Raw genomic sequence first — 17,468 nt, forward strand, 5'->3', positions numbered from 1 at the left:
TCTTATACAGTAGCGATCGCAACCGTGGCGACCTGAAATCGTCCTCCTCGGACTGACACCATGGAACGCGACAGAACGCGAGGAGACCAGATGGCACTGGAAGGCCAAGTCCGCTCGGTTGCGGGCGCCAACAGCTCGGCCGTCGACCTCGTGACCTCAGAGATCCGCCGCGCTGTGCTCACCGGGGCGTTGCCGGCCGGAGAGCAGTTCTCCATTCGCGACCTCGCGGCTCAGCTCGGCGTCAGTCATATTCCCATCCGCGAAGCGCTGCGCCGCCTCGAGTCCCAGGGACTGATCGTGCTGCGCCAGGCGCGCAGTGCGAGTGTTGCACCGCTGAGCACGAGCGATCTCGCCGCGATCTATCGCCTGCGCTATGTGATCGAGCTGCCGCTGGCGGGAGCCTCGGCCGGCCATCGCAGCCCCGCGGAGATCGAGCGTCTCGACGCGCTGCTCGAAGCCAGCCGTGACCCGGACCCGGAGGTCGCGTGGCAGGGCCACTACGACTTCCACGAGGCGCTCGTGCACCCGGCGGCCAATGTCTGGGACGACCGCGTGCTGCACACGCTCTGGATGGCGGCCGAGCGGTATACCCACCTCGTCTTCGACCCGACTCAGATCACGGATGACGAGCGCCAGCGTCGCTACGAGAAGCATCAGCTCCTGCGGGATGCGGCCCTGGAGAAGGACCCGGAAGCCATGATCGCGGCGCTGCATGAGCACCTGTCGGGCAACGAAGACCGCATCCGCGACCACATCCGCGCGATCGAAGCCCACTGATACGGCCCTTGTGCGTTCGGCGTCGGCCGTTTACCATCCAGAATATATCGTAGCGAATAGCGAGGGACGAAGATGTCAGTGCTGGTTCTCGGGGCGACAGGAAATGTCGGGCCGCACGTGGTGTCCGAACTCGTCGCGCTCGGCGTGCGCCCCCGCGTCCTCGTGCGGGACTCCTCGCGCTCCCGCGCGCTGCTCGGCGAGGGAGTCGACGTGGTCGGCGGGGACGTGACCGAGCCGGCAATGCTCGCGGCGGCGGCAGAGGGGGTCGACAGCGTCTTCCTCCTGTCCCCGCACAGCTTCGCGATGGCCGACCTTCAGCTCGGCGTGATCCGCGCGCTGCGGCGCACCGGGATCCGCATCGTCAAGCTGTCCGGAACCTCCTCAGCGATCACCGCAGACGGGCCCTACGCCTGCCGTGAGCACTGGGAGATCGAGCGCGTCCTCCAAGACAGCGGCCAGCCCTTCGTCATCCTCCGGCCGAACTCGTTCATGCAGGTGCTCGTCGGGCAGCTGATGCTGGCGGCGCTTCACGCGACCGGCACTGTGATCAATCCGATCGGCTCGGCAGGAATCAGCCTGATCGATGCTCGCGACGTCGGTGCGGTTGCGGCGCGTGTGCTCACTCGGCGCGACTGGGACGGGCAGACGCTCGCGCTGACCGGCCCTCGACCGGTCGGCTATCCGGAACTCGCTCAGCTGGTTTCAGAGCGCACCGGCGAGGCCGCGACCGTTGTCGACGTGACGCTCGATCAGGTGCGTGCGTCGCTCGTCGGTCGCGGCATGGCGGAGTGGGAATCAGATCACTTCCGAGAGATGTACGAGCTGTTCAAGAACGGCGAATCCGAGTTCGTGACCGACACGGTCCGCCGGGTCACCGGGGCGGATCCGCGCACGATCGAGGCGTTCCTCGACGAGGCTGTGGCCTCGCCCGCGGTGCCCGCATGAGCGCCTGCCTCCCGTGCGATCTCGAATCGACGGATGCCGCGTCGATCGTGTTCCGTGACGAGACCTGGTCCTGCGACGTGGCCGAAGGCTACGACGTTCCGGGCTGGTACATCCTGCGCCTGCGAAGGCACGCCGAGGGGTGGTCCGACCTGTCCGCCGACGAAGCCGCCGGCTTCGGCGGTGTCTCGCAGCGGATCGCCGGAGCGGTCCGTGAGGCGACCGGGGCGCCGACCGTGTACTTCCTGAGCTTCGGCGAGAACTTCCCGCACTTCCATTTCCTCGTCATCGCCCGCCCCGCCGACCTCGCATCCGAACACCGCGGCGCCGGCATCCTCGCCCTTCGCGAGGCGAACCGCGATCCGGTCGCCTCACTCTCCATCGCCGCCGACGTGCGCGCGGCCCTTCTCCGCCAACCCGCCACCGCCTGACCCGTTCCAGCAAACCCAACCGAAAGGACGACGATGTCCACGTCATTCACCCACACCTCCGCCGACGGCCGCGCCTACACCGGTCGCCGCAACAACGTCGAGGCCGCAGCGGGCACGCCGCTGGTCATCGCCCTGCATGGCGGAACGTACACATCGGAGTACTTCGACATCCCCGGCTATTCGCTGCTGGACCGAGGCGAAGCTGCCGGGGTACCCGTCATCGCGCTCGACCGGCCGAACTACGTCGGATCGACCCCGCTCGAAAGCGATGGTTCGATCATCCTGGCGAATGCCGACGTGCTGAGCACCGCGATCGGCGAGATCTGGGAGCAGCACGGAGGTGGGGCATCCGGCGTCGTGCTCATCGCCCACTCGATCGGCGGTGCGGTTGCGACCGCGATCGCCGCGTCGCACCCCTCATGGCCGCTGCTCGGTCTCGCGACCTCGGGCTGCCTCGTGCGCGTGCCCGCGGAGTCTGCCGGCGCCTGGGCGGCGCTGCCGCCGATCCCCATGATCGACCTGCCGGTGCCGATGAAGGACCAGCTCATGTTCGGACCGGCCGACACCATCGCCGCTGACATGCCGGCCGCCAGCTACCCCTCCAACACGCTCGTGCCCAAGGCCGAGCTGCTCGACATCACGGGTGGATGGATCGACCGGCGTGCCGAGGTCACCGGACAGGTGACCGTCCCGGTGCATCACCGCCAGGGCGAGTTCGACCACCTCTGGGTGACGAGCCAGGACGAGATCGACGAGTACCGGGCCGGATTCACCGCGGCCGCGTCAGTGGACGCCGCGCTGCAGCTCGGCAGCGGGCACTGCATCGACTTCCACCTGCCCAGCGGCGAGTTCCACGAGGCGCAGCTCGCGTTCGCGAAGGCTTCCGCGCGGACTGCGGCGGTCTAGGCATGGCGACGGTCCTGCGAAACGTCCACGTCTACGACGGCGACGGTTTCACCGATGCGCGTGATGTGGTGATCGACGGCGAGGTGATCGCCGGTGACGCAGGGCCGGATGCCGACATCGTCGATGGGGCCGGGGGCTTCCTGGTGCCCGGCTTCATCGACTGCCACATCCACCTCGCCGGCCCGCACACGCAGGAGCTGCTGATGGCGGCGGGAGTGACCACCGGGCTCGACATGAGCTCACCGGCCCCGCTCGTGAAGGCGATGCGCGGCCGAGCGGGAGTGACCGACATCCGCTCGGCCATGATGGCGATGAGCTCGCCGGCGAGCGCGCACGCGCAGCGGATGAAGGACATCCCCGCAGCGCAGGAGTCTCTTGTCGCCGGCCCGGCGGACGCCGAGGCCGCCGTCGCGCGCCGCGTCGATCAGGGCGCCGACTACCTGAAGATCGTCATCGACCTGCCCGGATTCGAGCAGGCGGACGTCGATGCGCTCGTCGCAGCCGCCCACGCGCGCGGTCTTCGCACCGTCGCGCACGCGTCGAGATCGGATGCCGTCGCCATGGCGGAGACGGCGGGCATCGACGTGCTGACCCACGCGCCACTCGACCGGCCGATCGACCAGGCCCAGGCCGAACGCCTCGCCGCAGCCGGAACCGTCATCGTGCCGACGCTGACCATGATGAAGGGGATCGTCGACCGGGTGAACCCGGCGGGCGGTCCTGGCCCGACGTACGCGCCTGCGCGCGAGTCGGTCCGAGCACTGCACGCGGCCGGAGTTCCGATCCTCGCGGGCACCGACGCGAACGAGACCCCTGCCGCGCCGGCATCGCCGCCGTTCGGCAGCAGCCTTCATGACGAGTTGGCGCTGCTGGTGGAGGCCGGTCTCACCCCGGTCGAGGCCCTTCGCTCAGCCACGTCGGTGGCAGCCGAGCATTTCGGACTCGACGACCGTGGCGTGATCGCACCCGGGCTTCGAGCCGACCTCGTGCTGCTGAGCGCCGACCCGACCGTCGACATCACCGCAACCCGCTCGATCCGCGGGGTCTGGCTGGCGGGCGACCGCGTGGTCGACGAGGCGTGACGACGCCACCGCCCTCACCTCTTTCCACGACCGCACAATCGGAGCCTCCGCACCATGACCACTGCACGCACCCTCGTCCGCCCGATCGGCGAGCGGACCCTGCTCACCTTCGCATTCGCTCTTGCGATCCTCGAGGGCTACGACCTGGCCTCGCTCGGCGTGGCGATCCCCAGCATGCTCGAGGATCCCGCTGTCGGGCTGACGACTGCGCTCGCCGGCATCGCGGGCGCCGCGACCGCGCTCGGAATGCTCATCGGCGCCGCCCTCTCCGGCGTGCTCACCCACCGGGTCGGGCCGCGCCGGCTGCTCATCGCCGCGAGCATCATCGTCCCGCTCGGCATGGCCGTGAACGCCATCGCCCCGACGGCGGGCGTCTTCATCGCGGGGCGTGGGATCGTCGGGCTCGGACTCGGCATCATCCTGCCGACGCTCCTCGCCTACGTCGCGGACCTGTCCATCGCCGGCCATCGCGCCCGGAACGTCGGGATCGTGATGGCCGGTATGGCGCTCGGCGGGCTCTGTGCGCCTCTGCTCGGCGCCGCGCTCCTGCCGGGCCAGTCGTACCGGTGGATCTTCATCGCAGGTGTCATCCCTGCCGTCATCGCCATCCCGTTCGTCGTCCGTCTCTTTCCCGAGAGTCCGGTCCACCTCCTCCGCACCGGCCGCAGCGAGGTTGCCGAGGAGCTCACCCGGGCCATGCAGCTGCCCATGCCGGTCGTCGTGGATGCCGACAGGCCGCGCGGGCTCGGGGTTCGAGTGCTGTTCCGCCCGGGGCTGCGTGCCGTGACGATCCTGTTCTGGCTCACCGCTGCGTGCGCGCTCCTGCTCGTGTTCGGGATCACCGCATGGCTGCCCACGATCATGCAGGCCCAGGGATACGCGTTGAACTCGGCGCTGCTGCTCACCGCTGTCGTCGCGGTCGGCGCCGGCGCCGGAATGATCCTCGGCGGAAGGGTCGCCGATGCCGTCGGTCCGAAGCGGGTCACCGTGACCGCATTCCTTGCCGGGGCTGTCTGCCTCATCCTCATCGCGCAGATGCCGGACCTCTGGCTGCTGATCGTCCTGCTGTTCGTGGCGGGGTTCGGCCTGATGGGGTCGCAGGCGCTCGTGAACGCGTTCATCGTCACCCGCTACCCGGAGGACCTGCGCGGCACCGGGCTCAGCTGGGCGCTCGCCGTCGGCCGGATCGGCGCCATCCTCGGCCCGATCCTCGGCGCGAGGGTGGTCTCGTCCGGACTCCCTGATGAATGGAACTTCTACGCATTCGCCCTCGTCGGAGTCCTGGGTGCGGTCTTCGCTGTTCTGGTGCCGGTACGAGTCCGGGCAGGCGCCGCCCCCGAGCGTGCGCCGAGCGCGGCGGCCGAGGCTGCGGCTGAGCCTTCCGCACCTCGATGAAGCTCTCCGGCAGCACCATCCTCATCACGGGCGGTGGGTCGGGTATCGGCCGCGGACTCGCCGAGGCCCTGCACGCTCGTGGCAACAGGGTGATCGTCGCAGGTCACAAGCCAGCGCTGCTGGCCGAGGTCGCAGCCGCGAATCCGGGCATCGAGATGCTCGCTCTGGACGTCACGGATGCCGCCGGCATCGCTGAAGCGGCGGCCCTGGTGCTGGCCCGTCATCCCGGACTGAATGTCCTGATCAACAACGCCGGAGTGATGATCGACGACGATCCGACCGCGCCGATCGACGAGCGGGATCTGGACCTGGTGTTCTCCACCAATCTCCTCGGCCCGATCCGCATGATCTCGGCGTTCATCGACCATCTGCGCTCCGTTCCGGATGCGGCGATCGTCAATGTGACGTCGATGCTCGGCTACGTGCCGCTGGCCCGGTCGTCGCTGTACTCCGCGACGAAGGCCGCGATGCACTCGTACACGCTCTCGTTGCGCTATCGGCTGCGAGACGGCGGTCCGGAGGTCATCGAGATCGCGCCGCCCCTGACGCGGACCGCGCTGCAGCCGGTGAACCTCACCGACGCCCGCGCGATGCCGCTGGATGCGTTCCTCGCAGAGACCCTCGAGGCGCTCGAGGCGGGTGAGCCCGAGGCCTACGTGGCTCGTGCGCGCGAGCGCAGGGACGCGCAGCGGGTCGACGACATCGCGATCACCGGTCGCTTCAACGACCTGATGGCCTCGCCCGTTCAGAACGGGTAGCGACCGGGCTCGCTGCTCACCGTCATGAGCCGGATCTCGGTGAAGTCCTCGATCGCGTAGTGCCCCGAGCGGCCCCACCCGCTGTCCTTGACCCCGCCGACCGGGAGCGCGGCCTCGCTGGCCATCGTGGGTGCGTTGACGTGCACGATGCCGGCGTCGAATCGCTCCGCGATGTCCCAGCCGCGTGCTCGGTCGGCCGTCATGATCGACGCGCTGAGGCCATACGGGGTGTTCTGCGCGTCACGGAGTGCGACGTCGAGATCGTCGAACGCCTCGATCACCAGCAGCGGTCCGAACGTCTCGTCGGAGCCGGTCGTGCAGATCGCGTCGGCGGGCACGTGCGCGAGGATCGTGGGCTCGTACACGCGCCCATCGAAGCGGCCACCGGTGACCAGCGTCGCGCCGCGATCGACGGCATCCCTGACGCGCTCGTCGATCTGCTCCACCGCTCGGTCGGTGATCAGCGGCCCGATGACGACATCGGGGTCGGTGGGATCCCCGCTCTTGAGCGCCCGGACGCGGTTCGACAGTCCCGCGACGAATTCGTCGTGAGCGGCCCTGGCGACATAGACCTTGCGCGAATTCATGCAGACCTGGCCCTGGTGCAGGAACGCGCCGAAGGTCACGGCCCTGATGGACTCTTCGATGTCGGCATCCTCGAGGATCACGACCGGGTTGAAACCCCCGAGCTCGAGGACCAGCCGCTTCAAGGCCCTGCCCGCACGCTCGCCCAGGATGCGGGCCGTCTTGTCCGAGCCGGTGAAGTTGATGCAGCGCACCGCCGGGCTGTCGAAGAACAAGTCAGCGAGGGCGGGAGCGTCTCCCGGCGCGTTCGTGACCACATTGAAGGACCCGGGAGGAAAGCCGGCCTCCTGCAGGATCTCAGCGTGGATCAATCCCGCCGACAGCGGGGCCAGCTCCGACGGCTTGATGACTGTCGTGTTGCCGAAGGCCATGGGCAGCAGGAAGGTCCGCCACGCCAGGTAGAACGCTCCGTTCCACGGAGTGAAGCCGGCCACCACCCCGAGCGGCTTTCGGGTGACCATCGCCATCCGCCCTGGCGCGTCGCTGCGAAGCACATCTCCGGCAGGCAGATAGGCCCAGCTGGCGGCCTGGCGCAGCATCGCCGAGGACAGTCGGATCTGGAACGAGGAGAAGGCGCGGCTGGCGCCGCCCTCTAGGGCCATCAGTTGAACGAGCTCTTCGTGACGACGGTCGACGATGTCCGCAGCGCGAAGGAAGAGCTGCTGCCGTGCGCCCGGGGCGAGGTCGGCCCACGCCGGAAAGGCCGCCGAAGCCGCGTCGATGGCGGCCCGCATGTCGGCTGTGCTGCCGGCGGCCGCCTCGGCGACGAGTGCATCGTCGAAGGGGTTGCGCACTTCGAACGTCGGGCCGGAGCGATCGGTCCAGCCGCCGTCGATGAAGTGCGATGTGACAGTCGGCGTTCCCCGCCCGCGGAAGATGGACATTCTGCTCCTTCGTGAGACGTGCGCAGCTCAGATGCGCAGCAGCGATTCGGCGTTGCCGTGGGCGATCTTCTCCCGATCGTGCGAGGTCACCGGCGCTGCGCGCAGGTAAGTCGTCGCCGCGCTGCTGTCGCCGAACGGGTGATCCACGGAGAACATGACCCGGTCGACGCCGAACGCGGCGAGTGCGCACAGCAGCGGGGCATCGGTGTTGTACCCGGAGGTGGTGAGGTACAGGCTCCGTCGGAGCGTTTCGGCGACGGTGAGGGAGTTGCCGGTGACGACCGGACTGAGCATGCTCTCGATCCGATCGAGATGGAACGGGAGACCCTCGCCCATGTGGCCGACGATGACCTTCAGATCGGGCAGCTCTTCGAACACCCCTGCCACGACCATCCGAAGCACGTGCATCCCGCACTCCGCGTGCCACCCCCAGCCCGAGGTCGAGAGGCAGGCGGCGGCATCCGGCGGCAGGCCGGAGAAATACGCCTCCTGCACGACGGGTGGCGCCGGCGCAGGGTGCAGGTAGATCGGCATGTTCAGCCGTTCGGCGCATCGCAGGATGGGTCGGACTGACGGGTGGTCGAGGAAGACGCCGTGCGTCTGGCCGTGGATCATGGCGCCTGCGAACCCCAGCTCCTCCGCGCAGCGCACGAACTCGTCGACGGCCGCGGCCGGATCGGTCATCGGCAGCGAAGCGAACGCGCGGAACCGGCTCGGGTAGCGCGCCACCGTCGCAGCCAGCCGGTCGTTGAGTTCGCGGCTCCACCGGACCGATGATGCGGGATCGAGATCCTGCACGAAGTAGCCGAGCGCCGACAGCACCTGCATGTCGATGCCGGCTTCGTCCATGATCTGCAGGCGGCCCTCGCCCAGGTCATCGAGCTGCGCGGCTCTTCTGCCGGCTCGGGAGCCGAGATCGAGGCCGGCCCGCTCGACGATGTCGCCGGGCAGCATGTGCTCCTCGATCGCGATGATCTTCATGGGACCATCGCCGAAGCAGAGGCGGGCGGCACCGCGTGCGGAGCCGGGAACCCTCGCACGGCGGCGTCCCAGACCTCCGTCCAGTCGGCGGGGGCGGCCCCCACCCAGGCGATGTGCTGGTCGGGGCGGACCAGGATCAGCTCGAGGTCCGCAGTCTCGAGATGCACGACAGGGATGCCGCGCTCCGATGCCTCCGCGAGCAATGGAGTGACGGCGTCCGCGCGACCGATCGCCGTGAAGCAGGGCCCGAGAAGGTCGTAGATCGCGCGGCCGCGCACGGAGCGGTGCGGAAGCCTGTTTCCGGCCGCGATGAGGGGACGATACTCGGACGATGTCGGTGCCTGGTCGCGCGACGTCGGGCCGTAGCCGTACCCGAGAACCAAGCCCGAACTGAAGAACTCCGGCGACTTGAGTCGCCAGATCGCAGGCCCGAGTTCGTCCCGAGCGGCCTCGAACTCCTCGCCGGAGGTCATCAGGGCAGGGTTGCTCAGATCGGTCGACAGCGAGCTCATATTGGACGATGCCAGCGCGATCGTCTGCTCCTCGATCGGGCGACGCTCGTCGCCGTAACTGTCCAGGAGGGTGTCCGGAGCCCATCCGGCGTCTACCGCGGCGAGCTTCCACCCGAGGTTGACGGCATCCCCGACGCCGGTGTTGAAGCCGTGACCGCCCCACGGCGGATTCTGGTGCGCGGCGTCTCCCACGATGAACAGGCGACCGCGGCGATACCGGTCGGCGAGGAGCGACTTCGCCTGCCATGGGTCGGTCGCGAGGATCTCGACGTCGATGTCGGCGCCGACGAGCGCGCGGACGATCTGCGTCGCGTGTCCGTCGTCATCGACCTGAGATGTTCCGGTGGAGATCGCCCACCAGGTTCCGGCGTCGTCGAGGGGGCCGACGACCCCGGGAGAGTCGGGATTCAGCACCCAGTAGTGGATCGAAGGCGGGTGCGGGATCGCACTCGCGAGACGTGTCGATCTGAACGTGATGTTGACGTTCGGCCGCCCGCCAGCGGCACCCTCGTACCGAGCGCCCATCGCCTCCCGCACGATGCTGCGGGGTCCGTCGGCGCCCACCACCCAGCGCGCGGCGATCGCGCGACGGTCGCCGTCGGCATTCGCGATGACGACCACCGCATGTTCCGGGCCATCGGTGACCTCGACCGCCCTCCAGCCGAACAGGAGTCGAACCTCCTCCTTTCGGGCGAGGTCGGCGCGCAGCACCTCCTCGACGATCGGCTGAGTCACCTGCTGCGCACGCTCGGGTGCGAGGTCCGGCGCGTGGTCGAGTCCGAGGCAGCCGTCGACGTGCGTGATCTCCTGACCGGCCACCGTCTGCACGAAGGTCACCCGCTGCGACCATTCCGGCTTCAAGGGCGCGGCATCGCGAACCTGCTCCGCGATGCCCCATCGGCGGAAGTGCTCCATCGTCCGCACCGTCGTGGTCTTGGCCCGTGGCCGCGAGTGGTTCACGACGGTACGCGGTTCGACCACGGTCACCGCAACGCCGTGGAACGCGAGCTCCTCGGCGAGGGACAGTCCGACGGGTCCGCCGCCGACCACGAGTACGGGCAGTATCTCCTCGGGCATGTGCAGGCTCCGGTGCTCGGTCTGGTCGTCGTCGACTGTCCGATCATCTCCCTGTGCTCCCTGGTCGTTGCCGAGACTTTCAATGAATGGCAGGATGGCCCGGATGACGACGACGACGCGCCGTGGCGGCCGCCCCGCCTCCGGCGAACCGGTGCTCGACCGCGCGTTCCGTCTGCTCGACGCGTTCACCGATGCGGAGACGAGCATGACCTTGACCCGGCTGAGCGATCGTGCCGGCATCCCGCTCAGCTCCACACTTCGGCTCGCGCAGCACCTGAGCCGGCTGGGGGCCCTCGAGCGCCGGAGCGACGGCACCTTCACGATGGGTCTGCGGATGCTGGAATACGCGGCATTGGCGCCGCGCGGGCACGGACTGCGTGCGATCGCGCTGCCCTACATGGAGGACCTCCACCGGGCAAGCCGCCAGCACGTGCAGCTCGCTGTGAGGGAGAAGGACGAGGGTGTCATCGTCGAGCGACTCTCCGCACCCGGCGCCGGCAAGGTCCTCTATCACGTCGGAGCGCGTGTGCCCCTTCATGGCACCGGGCTCGGCCTCGTCCTCCTCGCGCACAGCCGGCCCGAGTTCCAGGAGTCGTATCTTCAGCGAGAGCTCTTCCTCGAACCCGAGCACATCCCATTGGCCGCGGTCGACCTGCGGACCCAGTTGCATGAGGTGCGGACGAGCGGGGTCGTCCACATGGCACGCGCGCTGCCGGAACCCGCTGCCTCCGTGGCGGCACCGATCTTCGATCGCTCGGGTGACTGCGCGGCGGTCATCTCGGTGGTGGGTGCCGACGGCTCGCTCGATACTCGGATGCTCGAGCCCGCCGTCGTCGCGATCGCGCGCGCGATCTCGCGCGATCTCGCACGGGGTGGACGTGACCCGCAGGCCGGTCGCTCTCCTGGCTAGGGTGTGAGCATGCCCCGCTCCGATCCAGCCAGCGAGGTCTTGGAGCTCACGCGGGGCCTCGTCGCCATCGACTCGGTCAGTCCGAGCCTGGCTCCGGGTGCGCCGGGCGAAGCGGCGATCGCGGCGTTCGCAGCGGACCGACTGGATGCCGCGGGCTTCGCCGTCCGATGTGTCACGCCTGCGGCGGACCCGCGCCGGGTGAGCGTGATCGCCGTGCGCGACGGTCCCCGCCAGGGCGCGACCGTCGTGCTCAACGGCCACCTGGACACGGTCGGCGTGGAAGGGATGGATGATCCGTTCACCGCCCGCGCCGAGGACGACCGGCTCAGCGGCCGCGGCACCAGCGACATGAAGGGCGGCGTCGCGGGGATCATCGTCGCCGCCGGGCTTCTGGCAGCCGCGGGCGCACCAGGTCGGATCATCGTGACGCTGGTCGCAGACGAGGAGGACGCGAGCCTCGGCGCGGTCGCGGTCATCGACGACCTGATCGGCGAGGCCACGCGGATGGACGCGTGCCTCATCGCGGAGCCCACCTGGCTCGACCTCGCGGTGGCGCATCGTGGATACGGCGTCGCAGTGGTCGAGATGGAGGGACGGGCAGCGCACTCGTCGCAGCCCGGCGAGGGCATCGATGCGCTCAAGCCGCTCGGCGACCTGCTCGTCGCCGTCGCGGGCCGCGATCACGAGCTGCACGGTGTGCCCGAGCATCCGCTCCTCGCGCACGGGTCACTGATGACGACCGTCGCCCGCGGCGGCACGGCGGCGTTCACGATCGCCGCGCACGCGGAGGCCGTGATCGAACGCCGCACCCTGCCGGGCGAATCGCCGACGGCAGCGTATGACGACGTGCGTGCGCTCGTCGATGCCGTGGTCGCCGGTGCTCCAGGCGTGCGCGCACACGTCCGCCCCAAGATCGCGCGCGACGCGTGGGAGATGGATGCCGCGGGTCCGGCGGCAGCCCTCGCCGAGGCCTTGGCTGCGTCGCTGGCCGCCACCGGCGCTCCACCGCGACGGGTCGGCGCACCGTACTGGATGGAGTCGGCGCTGTGGCAGGCGGCGGGAGTTCCCACCGTGGTGTGCGGTCCGGCCGGCGGCGGCCTGCATGCCGTCGACGAATGGGTCGACCTCACGCAGCTGCGCCGTTTCCCGGTGGCGCTCGCAGACGCCGTCGGCAAGTTCCTGGAGGCATCGTGACCGATCCGCGCGACCCCCTGAGTCTCGCCGACGACGCGCCGCTCCTTGCGGCGTGGCTGCGATTCGATGCCGGCGTGCGCGACGGAGGCATCACCCCGTTCACGATTCCGGGCCACAAGCACCGCACCGATCTGGTCGGCGAGGTGATTCGCGGCGACGTTCCGTTCGTCGGCGGGCTGGACTCGATGAAGCAGAGCGGCGGTGTGCTCGGCGACGCCGAACGGCGGGCCGCAGCGGCGTGGGGCGTCGACTTCGCACGCCTGTCGGTCGGCGGCTCGACCCACGCCAACCAGGCGGCTGTGCTCGCGCTCGGGCGGCCCGGTCAGTCGGTCGTGATCTCGCGGACTCTGCACCGGTCGCTGCTGCTCGGCATCGTGTTCGCAGGGTTGCGGCCGGTGTGGGTGCGGCCCGAGATCGACGCCGCCACCGGATTGCCGGGCGCGGTGCCCGTCGCGGCCGTGCGACACGCGCTCGCCGAGAATCCGGATGCGTGCGGCGTGATCGTCGGCGACCCCTCCTACGTCGGGACGATGTCGGACATCGCGGGCCTCGCGGGCGCCGCGCACGAGGCCGGCGTGCCGCTCGTGGTGGATGCCGCGTGGGCCGCGTACTTCGGCTTCTCACCGTTCATGCCGCCGCACGCGCTGACGCAGGGCGCGGATGCGCTCGTGACGAGCGCGCACAAGACCCTCCCGGCGTGGAGCCAGGCGGCGCTGCTGCTCGCGCGCACCACGAGGACCGGCGGGCTCCTGGACGCGGACCGCCTGGAGCGCGGATTCGACGCGTCTCAGTCGACGAGCGCGGCGGGCGCGATCCTCGCGAGTACGGATGCGTCTCGCGCCCTGCTCCAGCGTCACGGAGCCGTACTCGTCGACCGCCTCATCGCGCTGGTGCACTCGGCGCGTGAGCGACTGAGCGCGGTCGGGGGACTCGTCACGCTCACGAGCCGTGGGGCGCAGCATCCGGATGGATGGCTCGAGGTGGACCCTGCGAAGCTCGTCGTGCTGCTGGCCGGCACCGGAGCCCACGGCCACGACGTGGAGGCGGACCTGCTCGAGACGGGCCTGCCGCTGGAGATGGCCGACCGTGACGTGCTCATCCCGATCGTGACGCTCGCCGACGACGAATCCAGCGTCACGAGACTCGTCGAGGCGCTCATCTCGTCGATCGAACGGCACCGGGGGGCGCCGCGCCGCATGATGCCGTCGTCGGCGTGGACCGTCGAGTCGGAGTCGGCGCTCGATCCGCGGACGGCGTTCTTCGCGCCGCACGAGACCGTTCCGGCATCCGCCGCGCCCGGCCGGGTCTGCGCCGAACTGATCGCGCCCTACCCGCCGGGAGTACCGGTGCTCGCTCCGGGTGAGATCGTCACGGCCGCCGCGATCGATGCGCTGCGCTCGACGCTCGCCGACGGCGGCCGGATCGCCTACGCGGCCGATCCCACGCTCAGGACGATCCAGGTCGTCTCCCGCTGAGCCCACTGCATCCCTCGCGTCGGCGACCTCAGGCGGTCTTCGCGATGTCGTGCACCGCCTCTTCGGGCAGTGTCGGCACGACCACGACGACGGCATCCTGCACCTTCCAGTCCATCGTCACGATCGCCTCGCGAGCGGCTTCGATCTGCTCGGTGCTGACCTTGTGCCGGCGCGGAACGACGAACGCCTCGACGTGGAAGACCTGTCCCATGTCGCGCAGGCGCACCGCTGCCGACCTCACCCAGGGCAGCGCCTCCAGTTCATGCACGATGGCGCCGAGCAGCGGATGCGGAGCCTTGTCGTCATGTGTGAGGGCGCGCTGGTCCATGAGGTCGAGGATCGCGCTCTTGCAGTTCTTGAAGCCGTCCCACGTGATCCCCAGCGAGATGAACAGCGCGGCCGCGCCGTCCAGCCACCAGATCCCCAGGCCGACGCCGAGGACCCCGACGATCGATGCGACGTTCGTCGTCCAGTCCGCCTTGGCCATGTCGGCATCCGCGTAGAGCACTTTGTTGTGCAGCTTCGGGGCGAGCTTGGCCTTGGCATGGCCGTAGAAGAAGGGACCGATGATGATCACGCTCATCACCCCCACCATCAGCCAGCCCAACCAGATGGTGTGGCCGAAGAGGGTGACGGTGCCGATCGTCGGATGCTCCTGCTGGACGAGGCTCAGGATCGACTCGAGGGCGAGGTCGCCCCCGATCACGAGCAGCGCGACCCCGGCGACGAGGTGCCCGATCCCCATCGCGCGATGCAGGCCGTAGGGATGCTTGAGCGTCGGTGGCCGGCGGATCAGCAGCAGGGCGATCAGGAACGAGATCTGCGGCACGAGCGAGAGCATGTCCTCGATCCAAGCGGTCCTCATGGCCTGCGATCCGCTGACCACGAAGGCGATGAGCGTGATCGTCACGATCGTGTAGCCGATCGTGAACCACTCCCAGCGGATCGCCTTCTTCAGAGCCTCCTGCTGCTCGGCGGGAAGGTCGGTGCGCCCCAAGGTCTTCACTGCGAGACCTCGCCGTCGAGAAAGGTCTCCAGCGCGCTGAGGAATCCGTTCTCGCCGAGCGGCACGAACATCACGATCGGCGCGGCTCCGGAGCCGAGCTGCGGATATCCGCGGGTCACGCCGACCGATACGGTCCACGGCGTCGCTGCGGTCATCCCGCCGATCGCCATGTCGAGCGTGCCCTGCTCGATGTCGTAGACGAGGTCCTCTTCGCTGCCCACCGTCCACACGGCGCGGGCGTCGTGCTCCTCGGCGAAGCGCTCCACCACGTCGGCGAGAGGCCCCGACACATCGGCGCCGTCCACCTCGACCAGACCTGCTGCGGGCGATGCTCCGACGCGCAGCTCGCCGCCGGTGATCCGCTCGAGCGTGCCGTCAGGATCCCGGGGGATCGACGCGCACCCCGCAAGTGCGACGACGCCCGCCAGGGCGATAGCGGCCATCATCGACCGCCTGCCGCGGGCCATCATGGCGCCGGGATCCCCTCGGTCATGGTGGCGCCTCCGTTGCTCGGTCGGCGACAAACCTAGGCGCGCCGGGAGCGGACCGGACCGGGCTTGACCAGTCGGGCGCGCGGCGCTACGCGTACCCGGGTGCGACTCAGCGGTACTCGGGGTTGGCGTCGAACCCGAAGCGCTCGCCTTCGTTCCACGCCTCGCGCTGATTGCCGTACGCGGGGATCCCACCCGCATCCTTCAGCATCCGGGCCACGTGCAGGAGGTTCCACGTCATGAACGTCGTGTTGCGATTGGTGAAGTCGTTCTCCGGTCCACCCGAACCCGGATCGAGGTAGCTCGGCCCGGGACCGACCTCGCCGATCCATCCGGCGTCCGCCGCCGGCGGGATCGTGAAGCCGATGTGCTGGAGGCTGTAGAGGATCGCCATCGCGGCATGCTTCACACCGTCCTCATTGCCGGTGATCACCGCGCCGCCGGCTTTGCCGTAGAAGACGTACTGCCCCTTCTCGTTGAACAGCCCGCTCATCGCGTAGAGCCGCTCGATCAGATGACGGGTGACCGATGCGTTGTCGCCGAGCCACAGGGGGCCACCGATCACCAGGATGTCGGCGGCGTCGATCTTGGGCCAGATCTCGTCCGGCCAGGCATCGTTCGCCCATCCGTGCTCCCGCATGTCGGGATACACGCCCGTCGCGACGTCGTGATCGATGAAGCGGATGCTGTCGACCGTCACTCCCTGATCCCGCATGAGGGCGATGCTCCGGTCCATCAGACCCTGCGTATTGCTGACCTCGGGACTGCGCTTGAGCGTGCAGTTGATGAAGACGGCGCGCAGGTCGTCATAAGTTGCGGGCGGGCGTCGCTGCTCGGTCATGGGGGCGATCGTACGCCCGGGCGGATGGCCGAGGGCTCGTCCGCTACGAATCGGTCGCGCGAGGCTCGCAGATCACCACGGGGATCTCCCGAGTGGTCCTGCGCTGGTAGCCGGCGTACCCGCGATACGAGTGGACGATACGCGGCCAGAGCTCGGCACGCTCGGCGGCCGTCGCTGTGTGCGCCCGCATCGGAATGGTGCGTCCGCCGACGGTCACCTCGACATCCGGATTCGCGACGAGGTTGAGATACCACGACGGATGCCGCGGGTCGCCGCCCTTGGACGCGACCAGGACGTAGCGGCCGTCCTCGTGCACGGGCGCGGTGAGCATCGCGCTTCGCCGCTCGCCCGAGGAACGGCCGAGCGTGTGCAGTTCGACGACCGGCATGGACCCGAGCGTCGCGCCGATCCGTCCGCCGGAGATCGTCAGCAGCCCGCGGTGCAGCCGGTTGATCATGCGGTGGCCGAAGTCGTTCACGAGTCGTCGCCTGCTGACGGCGGCGGCGTCGGGGTGACACCGAGCGCGCGCAGCAGATACGCCATGTGCGAGGTCACATCGATCGTGTTGTCGTACATCCATTGCGTCTGCAGACCGTCGATCGCGGCGAAGACCAACGCGGACACGGCGATCGGGTCTATGTCGCCCGAGAGCCGGCCGTCGCGCTGCAGCGTCTCGATGGCATCCTGCATGACCTGGCGGATCGCGGTGTAGCGGGCCCGGAGGAACTCATGGGCGATGTGGTCGGGCTCGGTCGCCTCGCCGGTCACGCGCAGTGAGAGCTGCGTCATCCCGGGCGCGGTGATCTCGTCATGGACGGCGCGGAGGACGCGGTCGGCGAGGTCTGCCGCGAAGTCGGCGTGCTCGGCGTCGACCTGAACGGCGATCACCTCGTCGCGGCGGCGCAGGATCTCGGCGAAGAGCGCGTCCTTCGAACCGAAGTAGTGCAGCAGTCCGTTCTGGCTGAGCCCCACCGCGTCGGCCAGGTGCTTGACCGTCGCACTGCCGTAACCGTCGCGGGCGATCACCTCGAGAGCGACATCGAGGATCTCGGCGCGCTTGGCCCTGCCCTTCGCGTACGGACCTCGTTGCGCCATAAAACGCATGATATGCGGTTTTCCTCTTGCGCGAAGCCAATCCCGCATGACATGCTGTTTTCACCCGACACGCGAAAGCGCCGGACATCGCCGTTCTACAGGTGTCGGAGCATCACCGACGATGGG

The 17,468-nt window shown here is 69.3% G+C and carries 18 protein-coding genes; 10 read left to right on the plus strand and 8 right to left on the minus strand.

Annotation, left to right across the window (positions count from 1 at the left end; translation table 11 throughout):
* Positions 1-90 precede the first annotated feature (90 nt).
* From BM349_RS03370 to BM349_RS03400, 7 genes are all read left to right on the plus strand, one after another.
* Complete coding sequence (locus BM349_RS03370; RefSeq protein ID WP_175525176.1) at positions 91-777, plus strand: GntR family transcriptional regulator; 687 nt, start codon at positions 91-93, stop codon at positions 775-777.
* A gap of 72 nt (positions 778-849) precedes the next feature.
* Entirely contained in the window at positions 850-1,722 is an 873-nt protein-coding gene (locus BM349_RS03375) for an NmrA family NAD(P)-binding protein (RefSeq protein ID WP_091702822.1), read from the plus strand.
* Positions 1,719-2,150: an HIT family protein gene (locus BM349_RS03380; RefSeq protein WP_091702826.1), complete on the plus strand. Its 432-nt coding sequence runs from the start codon at positions 1,719-1,721 to the stop codon at positions 2,148-2,150. The genes BM349_RS03375 and BM349_RS03380 overlap by 4 nt, the downstream gene beginning before the upstream one ends.
* A 33-nt stretch (positions 2,151-2,183) precedes the next feature.
* Positions 2,184-3,056: an alpha/beta hydrolase gene (locus BM349_RS03385; protein ID WP_091702830.1), complete on the plus strand. Its 873-nt coding sequence runs from the start codon at positions 2,184-2,186 to the stop codon at positions 3,054-3,056.
* A 2-nt stretch (positions 3,057-3,058) separates the two neighbouring features.
* Positions 3,059-4,138 carry an amidohydrolase family protein gene (locus BM349_RS03390; protein ID WP_091702833.1) on the plus strand — a complete coding sequence of 360 codons (1,080 nt, stop codon included), beginning with the start codon at positions 3,059-3,061 and terminating at the stop codon, positions 4,136-4,138.
* 54 nt (positions 4,139-4,192) lie between these two features.
* Positions 4,193-5,533: an MFS transporter gene (locus BM349_RS03395; protein WP_091702836.1), complete on the plus strand. Its 1,341-nt coding sequence runs from the start codon at positions 4,193-4,195 to the stop codon at positions 5,531-5,533.
* Positions 5,530-6,291, plus strand: a complete 762-nt coding sequence (locus BM349_RS03400) for an SDR family oxidoreductase (RefSeq protein WP_091702841.1) — start codon at positions 5,530-5,532, stop codon at positions 6,289-6,291. Before BM349_RS03395 ends, BM349_RS03400 begins: the two co-directional genes overlap by 4 nt.
* Here BM349_RS03400 and BM349_RS03405 read toward each other — a convergent pair.
* Genes BM349_RS03405 through BM349_RS03415 form a run of 3 tightly spaced genes read right to left on the minus strand, consistent with a single transcriptional unit; the run spans position 6,279 to position 10,330 of the window.
* Complete coding sequence (locus tag BM349_RS03405) at positions 6,279-7,760, minus strand: aldehyde dehydrogenase family protein (protein WP_091702844.1); 1,482 nt, start codon at positions 7,758-7,760, stop codon at positions 6,279-6,281. The genes BM349_RS03400 and BM349_RS03405 overlap by 13 nt on opposite strands.
* A 27-nt stretch (positions 7,761-7,787) precedes the next feature.
* Positions 7,788-8,741: an amidohydrolase family protein gene (locus BM349_RS03410; RefSeq protein WP_091702848.1), complete on the minus strand. Its 954-nt coding sequence runs from the start codon at positions 8,739-8,741 to the stop codon at positions 7,788-7,790.
* Positions 8,738-10,330, minus strand: coding sequence for an FAD-dependent monooxygenase (locus BM349_RS03415; RefSeq protein ID WP_091702850.1), 1,593 nt, complete (start codon positions 10,328-10,330; stop codon positions 8,738-8,740). The genes BM349_RS03410 and BM349_RS03415 overlap by 4 nt, the downstream gene beginning before the upstream one ends.
* A gap of 103 nt (positions 10,331-10,433) precedes the next feature.
* Here BM349_RS03415 and BM349_RS03420 point away from each other — a divergent pair, with 103 nt between their 5' ends.
* Genes BM349_RS03420 through BM349_RS03430 form a run of 3 tightly spaced genes read left to right on the plus strand, consistent with a single transcriptional unit; the run spans position 10,434 to position 13,909 of the window.
* Positions 10,434-11,240, plus strand: coding sequence for an IclR family transcriptional regulator (locus tag BM349_RS03420; RefSeq protein WP_091702852.1), 807 nt, complete (start codon positions 10,434-10,436; stop codon positions 11,238-11,240).
* 9 nt (positions 11,241-11,249) lie between these two features.
* On the plus strand, positions 11,250-12,434 hold the full coding sequence (locus BM349_RS03425) for a M20/M25/M40 family metallo-hydrolase (RefSeq protein WP_091702855.1): 1,185 nt from the start codon (positions 11,250-11,252) through the stop codon (positions 12,432-12,434).
* Entirely contained in the window at positions 12,431-13,909 is a 1,479-nt protein-coding gene (locus BM349_RS03430; RefSeq protein WP_217645645.1) for an aminotransferase class I/II-fold pyridoxal phosphate-dependent enzyme, read from the plus strand. Before BM349_RS03425 ends, BM349_RS03430 begins: the two co-directional genes overlap by 4 nt.
* A 28-nt stretch (positions 13,910-13,937) precedes the next feature.
* Here the strand turns inward: BM349_RS03430 and BM349_RS03435 are convergent, their stop codons facing one another.
* From BM349_RS03435 to BM349_RS03455, 5 genes are all read right to left on the minus strand, one after another.
* Positions 13,938-14,915: a cation diffusion facilitator family transporter gene (locus BM349_RS03435; RefSeq protein ID WP_254773704.1), complete on the minus strand. Its 978-nt coding sequence runs from the start codon at positions 14,913-14,915 to the stop codon at positions 13,938-13,940.
* Positions 14,912-15,361, minus strand: coding sequence for a transglycosylase SLT domain-containing protein (locus BM349_RS03440; protein WP_091702860.1), 450 nt, complete (start codon positions 15,359-15,361; stop codon positions 14,912-14,914). The genes BM349_RS03435 and BM349_RS03440 overlap by 4 nt, the downstream gene beginning before the upstream one ends.
* 154 nt (positions 15,362-15,515) lie before the next feature.
* Entirely contained in the window at positions 15,516-16,247 is a 732-nt protein-coding gene (locus tag BM349_RS03445; protein ID WP_091702862.1) for a flavodoxin family protein, read from the minus strand.
* 43 nt (positions 16,248-16,290) lie between these two features.
* Positions 16,291-16,725 (minus strand): nitroreductase family deazaflavin-dependent oxidoreductase, encoded by a 435-nt coding sequence (locus BM349_RS03450; protein ID WP_254773705.1) that lies wholly within the window; start codon positions 16,723-16,725, stop codon positions 16,291-16,293.
* The gene (locus BM349_RS03455) at positions 16,722-17,342 is read right to left on the minus strand and encodes a TetR/AcrR family transcriptional regulator (protein ID WP_091702864.1); all 621 of its coding nucleotides are present in this window, start codon (positions 17,340-17,342) and stop codon (positions 16,722-16,724) included. Before BM349_RS03455 ends, BM349_RS03450 begins: the two co-directional genes overlap by 4 nt.
* Positions 17,343-17,468: the final 126 nt, after the last annotated feature.

Origin of the sequence: Microbacterium sp. cf046 (assembly GCF_900114345.1) — a bacterium.
Lineage (GTDB): Bacteria > Actinomycetota > Actinomycetes > Actinomycetales > Microbacteriaceae > Microbacterium.